Raw genomic sequence first — 9,917 nt, forward strand, 5'->3', positions numbered from 1 at the left:
TCCTGGGGGCCCGGGTCCTGGGTCCCCGGGTCCTGGGTCCCCGGGTCCTGGGTCCCGGTTCTGGGGCGTCGCTCCTGGATCCGCGGCCCGGGTCAACCCCCGCCGCGCAGAATGGAGTTGCCCTCGTGGGTGGCGGATGCCGCCGGGCCCTGCGCCCCGGAATCGGGGCCTGTCCCGGGACGTACGAGTTCCGGGCGGTCGAGTTCCAGGCGGCCGCTCTGCCCGTAGAAGGCGACGGGGTTGCGCCACAGCACCCGGTCGACCTCGTCGTCGCCGAAGCCCGCGGCGAGCATCGCCTCGCCGACGGCGCGGGTCTTGAGCGGATCGCTGCGGCCCCAGTCGGCCGCGGAGTTGACCAGGACACGCTCCGTGCCGTGCAGGCGGAGCAGCCGCACCATGCGCTGCTCGTCCATCTTGGTGTCGGGGTAGATGGAGAAGCCCATCCAGCAGCCGGAGGCGGCGGCCTCGTCGACCGTCGTCTCGTTGAGGTGGTCGAGCAGGACGCGCTCCGGCGGCAGCGCGGACTCGCGGAGCACGTCGAGCGTTCTGGTGAGGCCCTTCGCCTTGTCGCGGTGCGGGGTGTGCACGAGGGCGGGAAGGCCGTGGTCGGCGGCGAGTTGGAGCTGCGCGGCGAGAGCGGTGTCCTCGGCGGGCGTCATCGAGTCGTAGCCGATCTCGCCCACCGCGACGACTCCGTCCTTGACGAGATACCGGGGCAGCTCGTCCAGCACGGGCACGCAGCGGGGGTCGCCGGCCTCCTTGGGGTTGAGGGCGATGGTGCAGTGGTGAGCGATGCCGTGCTGGGCGGCGCGGAAGGGCTCCCAGCCGAGGAGGGAGTCGAAGTAGTCGTAGAAGGACGCGGGCGAGGTGCGCGGCTGACCCAGCCAGAAGGACGGCTCGACGAGGGCGCGCACCCCCGCGTCGTACATGGCCGTGTAGTCGTCGGTGGTGCGCGAGGTCATGTGGATGTGCGGGTCGAAGATGCGCATCAGGACTCCTGGGGCGGGTGCGGGGGCGCGGCGACGGCATCGGACGGGTCGGGGCCTGACGAGCCGCCGCGGGGGCCCGTCAGGCGCAGGGCGCGGTGCAGGTCCGCCGGTACGTCGCGGCCGGCGGCAGTGCGCTCGCGGGCGAAGTCGTCGAGCATGCGGGCGAGTTCGGCGTCCCCGCGTGCCCGGCGTTCGAGACCGGCGACGGCGTCGAGCGCCACTCCGGTGAACAGGCACTTGAGCACCGCGTGCCGCCAGCCGTGCGCGTCGAGATGAGCTGCCCCGTACGGGCCGACCGCGGCGGCGACGAGGCTCGTGTCGTTGGCCCGCAGCGCGTCCTCGACCAGCGGCAGAAGCTCCGGGGCGACGCCGGCGGGCAGATGGGGCAGTGCGCGCAGCACGGCGACGCGTTCGCCCGCGGTGCCCTGCCGGTAGAGACGGGTGAGCGTCTCCGCACCGGCACCCGCGGTGCGCAGCAGCAGCACCCTGGCGTCCGCAGCGCAGGCGCGTCCGCAGTGGCGGCCCGCCGCGGCGAAGTGCGCCTCCCAGGAGGTCTCGCCGGGAGCGCGTGCGGCCTCGGCGAGGGCCGAGTGCAGCCAGGTGCGGGCCGGTTCGTCGAGCCGGCTCTCCAGTCGCGCCGCGATCTCCTCGACGCCTTCGGCTCCCCGGGCGTCCGGGTACGGGGCTCGGGGCTCCGGTTGCAAGTCTTCGGGGCCGGGAGGGTTCAGCATGGTGCGGCTCCTCTCTGCTCACCGGGGAGCGCGCGTCCGGCGGCGTCACCGGCCGCGTCGGCCGGCCCCGTCCGGGCTCCGGCTTCGGCACCGGATGCGCCGACCCACGCGGCTCCGCCTTCGGTCGAGGCTCCGGGAGGTCGCGCGACGCTCTCCGCCCGGCGGAGGAAGCGCAGGGCGTCGCGCGCGCAGTCGGGCCCGGCGTGGGAGTGGCGGGGCAGTTCGACGGTGACCAGTCCCCCGTACTCCGCCTCGCGGAGGGCGGCCAGCACGGGCGGCACGTCCAACTCGCCCTCGCCGAACGGCAGATGCTCGTGGACGCCGCGCCGCATGTCCTCGATCTGCACATGCCGCAGCCAGGGCGCGGCGTCCCGTACGCACTCCTGCGGCGTGGCGGACTCCAGGCACAGGCAGTGCCCGACGTCCAGCGTCAGACCGAGGCCGTCCGGCTCGCCCAGCGTCGTCCGCAGCCGCTGGAACGCCGCCAAGTCGCCCAGCAGATGGCCCGGTTCGGGCTCGACGGCCAGCTCGACACCGGCGGCCCGTGCGGCGGTGAGCAGCGCGCTCACACTGTCGGCGAAGCGCGGCCAGGCCGTGTGCGCGTCGGTGCGGGGCGGCAGGACGCCGCTGAAGAAGTGCACGGCGTGCGCACCGAGATCGGCCGCGACCCGTACGGCCTTCAGCAGCAGCTCCAGACGGGCCCCGCGCGCGTCCGGGTCGGGGTCCAGCAGGGTGGGGTGGTGCTTGCGGCGCGGGTCCAGCACGTACCGGGCGCCCGTCTCGACGGTGACCGCCAGCCCGTGCTTCCCGAGCGCCCTGCCCACGGCGGCGGTACGGCGCGCCAAGTCCGGTGCGAGCGGGTCGAGGTGCATGTGGTCGAGGGTGAGACCGACGCCGTCGTAGCCGAGGTCCGCGAGGAGCGCGAGGGCGTCGCCGAGCCGGAGGTCGGCGAGGCCGTTGGTGCCGTACGCGTAGCGCAGGCCGGACCGTGTCGGGGGCGGCGCTGTGCCGCCGGTGCCCGTCATGTGGGGCTGACCTTCCGTGAGAGCCGGACGGCCGACGGCAGCAGCGACAGCACGGCCGCCCCCGAACAGGGCCGCCCCGCACGGGCGTTGAGCGCCGCCTGAAGCGGGATCGTCGCGCGGATGCCGCCTCCGACAGCGCGTTGCAGCAGCGGCGGCGAAGGGTTGAGGACAGCGTGTACGAGGGGGCGGGCGGCCGTGACGGCGTATGCGGCGGCGGCGAGGACCGCGGGGGCGCGGGAGGCCGCCGGTGCGGGGAAGCCCACCGGTTCGGATGTGCGGAGGCCCGCCGGTGCGCGGCGAACCGGTGCTCGGCGGCCCGGTGCTCGGCGGACCGGCACCGCGCTCCCGGAATGTCGCGGTGCACGTAGGGGTCCGCGTTCCGGTGTACGTCCCGGTGACCGGACAGGCCCGCGTCCCGGCGCACTCACACCTCCGCGTCCCGGCGTACGTCCCGGTGGGCGGCTGCGGCCGAGGGCCGCCGCGACCGCGCCCACGGCGCCCAGCGCGGCGAGAGGCACCACGGATGTTCCACCGAGTGCCTCCCGCCGCGAGACGGTCGTCACGGCGAAGGTGTGGAGCCCGAGCAGCCCGGCGGCCCGCAGCACCTCGCCGATGCCGGACGCCGGTTCTCCGGGCGTGGCTCGCGCGGCCGGTGCGGGACCCGGGCGAACGGAGCCCGAAAGGGCGCGAATCCGGGAAGCCGAGGGAGCGGGTCCCGCGGGTCCCGGCCCCGTGCACGGCACCGGGGTGCCCGTGGCCACGGCAGTCGTCGCTACCGCGCCCAGTACGAGGTCGAGTCCCCGAGCGGCGGCCATCGCCGCCGGTCCGAGCGCCGTGTGCTTGAGCCGCATGTCGTACGCCCAGACCGCACCGGCCAGCGCGGTGCCCGTCGCCAGGGCGGTGCCGCCGGCCGCCGCCGCCAGACCGAGGCCCGCCACCGTGAGCACTGCGGAGACGGCCAGCGCATGGCCGGGCCTGATCCGCCCGGACGGGACCGGGCGGCCGGGGCGCTCGACCGCGTCGATGTGCCGGTCGGCGTAGTCGTTGAGCGCCATGCCCGCCTCGTACAGGCACAGCGACGCACCGGCCGCGAGCACCGTTCCGCGGTTCGGCCGGTGGCCCGAGGCCGCGGCACCGGCCACCGCGTCGCCGGGCACCGTGAACAGGGCCGACACGCGCAGCAGTTCGGCCCAGGCGGCGGCCCGCGCCGCGGCGCCGTCGGCGCGCTCGGGACCCTCGTCGGCAGGTTCGTCGAAGGGGCCCTCGACGGCTCTCTCGACGGCTCCCTCGACGGCGACTTCGCCACTCCCGGCGGCTCCACGCCTGGTGGCGCCCGGCGGCCCGTCCGCGAGCCGCCCGTCCCTCAGGTGCTCGTCGCTCGGCCGCTCGCCCGCCGTGTGACCGCCCCTCATGCGTCCACCCGCAGGCGGTCGGCGAGCGCGAGCAACTCACGCCACTGACCGGGCAGATCGGCCGGGCCGCTGTCCGGGTCCTTGAAGTAGAAGCCCAGCCCTTCCACGGCTCCGCCGTCGCCGCCCGTCGCCGCCCTCCCCGCCTCGTGGACGCGCGCGACGATGCGGGCGAGGTCGAGTACGAGGGGCGCGGCCAGCGCCGAGTCGCAGCCCTGCCAGACGGTCTGGAGGATCATGCGCGAGCCGAGGAAGCCGTCGAAGGCGACGTGGTCCCATGCCGTCTTCCAGTCACCGAGCGCGGGCACGTCGTCGATGTGCAACCGCCCCTCCGGCGTCCCGCCCAGGTTGTCGGCGAGTACGCGTTCCTTCCCGGCGTTCTTCGCGGCTGCCGCGCCCGGGTCGGCGAGGGCGGCGCCGTCGCCGCCGCCGAGCAGATTGGTTCCCGACCAGGCTCGTACGGGCAGCGCGCGCTGCGAGAACATCGGCGCGAGCACGGAACGCAGCAGCGTCTGGCCCGTCTTGCCGTCGCGTCCGGCGTGCGGCAGCCCGCTGCGGCGTGCCTCCTCGCGCAGGCGCGGGTGGTGCAGGCCGGTGGACGGGGTGAAGTTCACGTACGGGCAGCCCGCGCGGAGAGCGGCGGCCGCGTAGAGGGAGCTGGGCGGCAGCGCGGGGTCGCCGTCGGCGCAAGCGCCTTCCGTGGAGGCGACGTTGACGACGACCGCACGGGCGAGCGCGTTCTCCCGTACGAACTCGGTCATGTCGGCGGCGAAGGAGTCGATGAGGCCGTCCTCGCCGCGCGGGTCGTCCCCCTGGGTCCCGCGGGGCCCGGACGCGCCCCCGGGAAGCGGTCCGCCCGGGCGTATGCACGCGTCGGCGGCGGCGAGTTCGGCGTGCACGGCCGCGGGCAGGCCGTGCGGGATCACACCGCCCGCGACGAGCTGTTCGGCCCGCTTGGGCAGGGGGCACGACGCGGTGTCGTGGCCGCCGAAGACCAGCCGCCCCAGCGGTGGCAGGCCGCATCCGGCGAAGGCGGCGGTCTCGGTGACCATGCCCGTGGGCGGCTGCATCCCGGAGGCGAGAGCGGCGCAGCCGGCGATCGCCGTCGTGGCGACCGAGCCGCGCGCTCCGATGAGCCAGACGCCGGTACGGGCGGCGTCCGGGGTGGTGGCGGTCGGCTGGTTCGGGTGGTGTTCGGTCACGGCCTGCCTCCGCTGTGAGGGGGTACGGGTCGGTCTCGTCGCTCCGGCGAGGGGGTTGACGGAGCGAGGAGGAGCACCGGCGCTCCGGGCACCGGCAGTCGGAGTAGCGGGAAGTCGGAGTGATCGGACTAAGGGCAGGGGCAAGGGCAAGTCGGGGGCGGCGGGGAGGAGTCGGCGTTCTCCTCACCCGCCGCCTGCACGGTGCCGGCGGCCCCCCTCGGACCGCGGACACCGTGCGGACGGGCCGCTGGCTGCGGCTCGTCATCCGGCGTGTGCCGGACGGGGGTCGGGACGGTGCGTCCCGGTACGCCGCCTAGCGATCCCGCCCGGCGGTCCCGGCGTGGATGCCGTCCGGGTCCCGGTTGTGGCCGCGCGCCTCCGGGGCGAGTTTGCGCAGCCTGATGTCGCGGAAGGCCACGTCGTCGCCGTCGCCGTGGTTCTGGAGTCCGATGTGGCCGTCCGCGAGGCTGCGTGCGGGGTCGGTGTTGGTGAAATCGTTGATCCGGGTGCCGTTGAGCCAGACCTGGAGCCGTTCGCCCTCGACGCGGATCTCGTACGTGTTCCACCGGCCCGGCGGATTGAGTGCCGCGTCGCGGGCCTCCAGGTCGGCCGACTGGAAGCCGTAGACGGAGCCGGTGGTCTTCTCCGGCACGTCGCTCGCGTCGATCTGGATCTCGTAGCCCTTGTCGACCGCGGACCACGGGTCGTCGGAGGCCGGGAAGCCCACGAACACACCCGAGTTGTCGTCCCCGGTCATCTTCCAGTCCAACTTCAGCGAGTAGCCGCCGCGTTGTTCCGCCTGATGCCACAACAGGCCCATGCCGCCGACGGTGTTGAGCGTGCCGTCGTCGCCCTCCTCGAAGGAGCCCGGCCCGGCCTGCTTCCAGCCGCCCAGTCCGGTGCTGCCGTCGTAGAGGGCTCTGTAGCCGTTCTCCGTACGGCAGTCGGCCTGCTCGGCGCCCGTCGCCCAGCGCACTCCGCCGAGCAGGTGTGCCCGGAAGGCATCGTCGGCGTAGGACTCCTTGGTGTGCCCGCCGCCCGTGTAGAAGGCGCGACCGCCCCCGTACTCGTGGCACCAGGCGATGGGGTGGTCCTCGCCCATGGTGCCGCCGGTGTAGGAACCTTCGTCGAGGGCCGCCAGGACGTGGACGTTCTCGCGCGGGTTGGCGCGGTAGTTGTACCACTCGTCCGTGCGCTGCCAGGTCTCGCCCAGATGGGTGGTGGCCGGGTGCGCACGGTCCTCGACCTCGACCGTGGCGGGCTGGATCGCCGGGTGCGAGTCGAACCAGGCGCCCACGAGCCCGCCGTACCAAGGCCATTCGTACTCGGTGTCGGCCGCGGCGTGGACGCCGACGTAGCCGCCTCCCTCCTCGATGTAGCCCTCGAAGGCGTCCTGCTGGGACTCGTCGAGCACGTCGCCGGTCGTGGAGAGGAAGACCACGGCGTCGTACGCGGCGAGCCGTTCCGGCGTGAAGACCCCCGCGTCCTCGGTCGCGTCGACGGTGAACCCGCCCTCGGCGCCGAGCTGTTTCAGGGCCTCGACGCCGTCGGGGATGGAGTCGTGCCGGAAGCCGGCCGTCTTGGAGAAGACCAGCACGGACTCGCCGTCCTGCGGGGCGGCGCGGGTTGCATCGTGCGTGGCATCGTGCGTGCCGTCCCGCGCCTGGTCCGTGTGCACCGGCAGTGCCGCCGCGGTGAGCAGCAGTGCCGACGATGCGGTCACGGCCAGCAGGACGGTACGTGACCTGCGTTTGCGTCTCATGTGTTCTCCTCCTCTCAGCCCGTCGTGACCGTGAAGCTGTCCAGGTCGAACAGGTCGCCGGAGCCCCCGGTGAAGACCAGATAGAGCTTCCCGGTGCCCTGCGGCGCGTTCTCGACGGCGGTGGTGACGTCCCGCCAGCCGTCTCCGGTGCCCGCCTCGGCGGTGCCGAGCAGGGTGCCGTCGGGCGCTCCCGCGCGTACCTCGATGGCGCCGCCCGCGGTGCCGCCTCCCTTGATGCGAGCGGACAACTGCGTGACGTTCTCGGTGACATACGGGTCGAAGGAGATCCACTGGCCGTTCTCGGCGCCGGTCACCGCACGGCCGCCCTCGGCGCCCTCGGCGTCGGCGACGGTCACCCCGTCCGCGGAGGCCGTGAAGTGCTCGGCCTGGCGGTGCTCGGGCTGGAGGATGCTCTGGTCGTGCCCGGTCAGCGGGTCCTGTCCGCCGCCTCCGCCGTCGGTGTACTGGGCGTCGAAGACCCCGAAGATGTCGGCGTTCGGGTCGTGTTCGCCGTCGGCGCTGGTCTTGATGGTGCCGGAGCAGCCATTGGCCGAGGTGATCGGGTGGCCGTGGCTGTCGTGGCCGAGGATGTAACTGACCTCCACCTTGGAGCAGTCGATGTCACCGTCCTCGGGATCGGTCACCTCCACCTTGAAGGGCACTTCGTCCCCGAAGCCGAACGGCTGTCCGTCGGCGGGCAGTTGGAGCTTCACCGTCGGCGCCGTGTTGCCCACGGTGACGATCACGCTCGCGCTGCCCGTACGGCCGCCGGGGTCGGTCGCCGTCACGGTCGCGGAGTAGGTGCCGTTCTGGGTGTACGTGTGCGTCGGGTTCGCCTCGTCGGATGTGGCGCCGTCACCGAAGTCCCAGCTGTAGCTGAGCTCTTCGCCGTCGGCGTCGCTGCTGCCCTCGGAGGAGAAGGCCACCTCCAGCGGCGCCTGTCCGCTGGTCTTGTCCGACGTCGCCTCGGCGACGGGGCTGTGGCCGTTCGTGGCGTTCTCGATCCGGTAGACCGCCGAGTTCTCGTCGCCGTTGAAGTAGCCGGTGCCGTAGTCGAGCACGTAGAGCGCTCCGTCCGGGCCGAACTCCATGTCCATCACCTGAGTGCCGTTCCAGGGGAAGGAGTTGATGGAGCCGACTCCGCCGTCGGCGTCGTGCTCGATCCGCTTGATCCAGCGGCGGCCGAACTCGCCGGCGAAGAAGTCGCCGTCGTACTCCTTCGGGAACTTCACGGCCGAGTCGAGGTCCTTGTCGTAGCGGTAGACCGGGCCGCCCATGGGGGACTCGGAGCCGTCGCCCAACTCCGGTACGGACGCGCCGTCGTAGGGAAGCCACGCCGGCTGCGCGGGCGGCAGGTCGGTGAGGCCGGTGTTGTGCGGCGAATCGTTCTTCGGGGCGGCGCAGTCGAACTTCTCACCGGACTTCTGGCTGCCGAAGTCGTAGTCGGTGTAGGCATCGTTGTCGCCCGTGCAGTACGGCCAGCCGTAGTTGCCCGCCTTCGTCACGCGGGCGAACTCCACCTGTCCGGCGGGTCCGCGCGCCGGGTCGGCGGCGCCGGCGTCGGGGCCGTAGTCGCCGACGTAGACGATGCCGGTGGGCTTGTCGACGGTCATGCGGAACGGGTTGCGGAAGCCCATCGCGTAGATCTCGGGACGGGTCTTCTCGGTGCCCGGCGCGAAGAGGTTCCCCTCCGGGATGTCGTACGAGCCGTCGTCCTTCACCTTGATGCGGAGGATCTTTCCCCGCAGGTCGTCGGTGTTGCCCGCGCTGCGCTGGGCGTCGAACGCGGGGTTGCGGTCGGCGCGTTCGTCGATCGGCGTGTAGCCGTCCGACTGGAACGGGTTGGTGTCGTCGCCGGTGGACAGCAGCAGGTTGCCGTCGCCGTCGAAGGCGATGTCGCCGCCGACGTGGCAGCACAGGCCGCGGCTGGCGGGCACCTCGAGGATCGTCTTCTCGCTGTCCGCCTCCAGCGTGCCGTCCTCTCCGAGCACGAAGCGCGAGAGCCGGTTGACGCCGTCGAACGGCTTGAAGTCGTCGGGGTTCCCGGTCTCCGGGGCGTCGCCCTCCGGGGTGTTCAGCGGCGGCGCGTAATAGAGGTAGACGAAGCGGTTGTCGGTGAAGTGCGGGTCCACACCGACTCCTTGGAGGCCTTCCTCGTCGTGGTTGTAGACAGGGATGCGCCCCGCGACCTTGGTGGCTCCGCCCGCGTCGGTCAGCCTCAGCGTGCCGTCCCGCGAGGTGTGCAGCACCGAGCGGTCCGGCAGCACCGCGAGAGTCATGGGCTCGCCGGTCTCGGCGACCCCCTTGGCGAGGGTGACCTGCTGGAAGTCGGCCGCCTTCTTCTTCTCGGCCTGCCGCTCGGCGGCGCTCGCGCCGGGTGCGGCGGCGCCGAGGGTGAGACCGGCGACGGCGAGCACGGCGGAGACGAGGACTGCGATACGGGAACGGAAAGCGGACGCTGCGCTCAGCGGCCGCGGCCTGCGGGGGATCTGGCGCGGTGTCAGGCGCCGTCGTGGGTGTCTGAAGGGTCCGGAGGGCAGGGATGAGTAACGGGTGATCCTGTGCACGCGTCTCCTCCTGAGAGGGCGAACGGTTGGTGACGTGACTGTCGTTGACCGCTTGAGCTGGCACAGGCGCGCGCCGTCGCGCCGAGGTGATCCGGGGGTCCGCCCGGCCCGGGGGCCGGGAGTGCGTGGGAGTCGGGGCTTACGGGCAAGTGCGGGAGCCATACGAGCTACGAGGGGGAACGCGGCTCATGTCCGTTGCATCACAAGGACGGTAGCCATCTTCGTCGGATTC

General features: G+C 73.2%; 7 protein-coding genes. All 7 read right to left on the bottom strand.

What is annotated here, in order from left to right:
- Positions 1-92: 92 nt before the first annotated feature.
- Complete coding sequence (locus QQM67_RS14920; protein ID WP_314174306.1) at positions 93-989, bottom strand: TatD family hydrolase; 897 nt, start codon at positions 987-989, stop codon at positions 93-95.
- On the bottom strand, positions 989-1,720 hold the full coding sequence (locus tag QQM67_RS14925; RefSeq protein WP_314174307.1) for an EboA domain-containing protein: 732 nt from the start codon (positions 1,718-1,720) through the stop codon (positions 989-991). Before QQM67_RS14925 ends, QQM67_RS14920 begins: the two co-directional genes overlap by 1 nt.
- On the bottom strand, positions 1,714-2,745 hold the full coding sequence (locus QQM67_RS14930) for a sugar phosphate isomerase/epimerase family protein (RefSeq protein WP_314174308.1): 1,032 nt from the start codon (positions 2,743-2,745) through the stop codon (positions 1,714-1,716). Before QQM67_RS14930 ends, QQM67_RS14925 begins: the two co-directional genes overlap by 7 nt.
- A complete protein-coding gene (locus QQM67_RS14935; RefSeq protein WP_314174309.1) occupies positions 2,742-4,157 on the bottom strand; it encodes an SCO3242 family prenyltransferase in 1,416 nt (471 codons plus the stop codon). Before QQM67_RS14935 ends, QQM67_RS14930 begins: the two co-directional genes overlap by 4 nt.
- The gene (locus QQM67_RS14940) at positions 4,154-5,356 is read right to left on the bottom strand and encodes an inositol-3-phosphate synthase (RefSeq protein ID WP_314174310.1); all 1,203 of its coding nucleotides are present in this window, start codon (positions 5,354-5,356) and stop codon (positions 4,154-4,156) included. The genes QQM67_RS14935 and QQM67_RS14940 overlap by 4 nt, the downstream gene beginning before the upstream one ends.
- A gap of 313 nt (positions 5,357-5,669) precedes the next feature.
- Positions 5,670-7,118 (bottom strand): ThuA domain-containing protein, encoded by a 1,449-nt coding sequence (locus QQM67_RS14945; protein WP_314174311.1) that lies wholly within the window; start codon positions 7,116-7,118, stop codon positions 5,670-5,672.
- Positions 7,119-7,132: 14 nt separating this feature from the next.
- Entirely contained in the window at positions 7,133-9,586 is a 2,454-nt protein-coding gene (locus QQM67_RS14950; protein ID WP_399066803.1) for a PQQ-dependent sugar dehydrogenase, read from the bottom strand.
- Between the last annotated feature and the right edge of the window lie 331 nt (positions 9,587-9,917).

Origin of the sequence: Streptomyces winkii (assembly GCF_032248595.1) — a bacterium.
Classification (GTDB): domain Bacteria; phylum Actinomycetota; class Actinomycetes; order Streptomycetales; family Streptomycetaceae; genus Streptomyces; species Streptomyces winkii.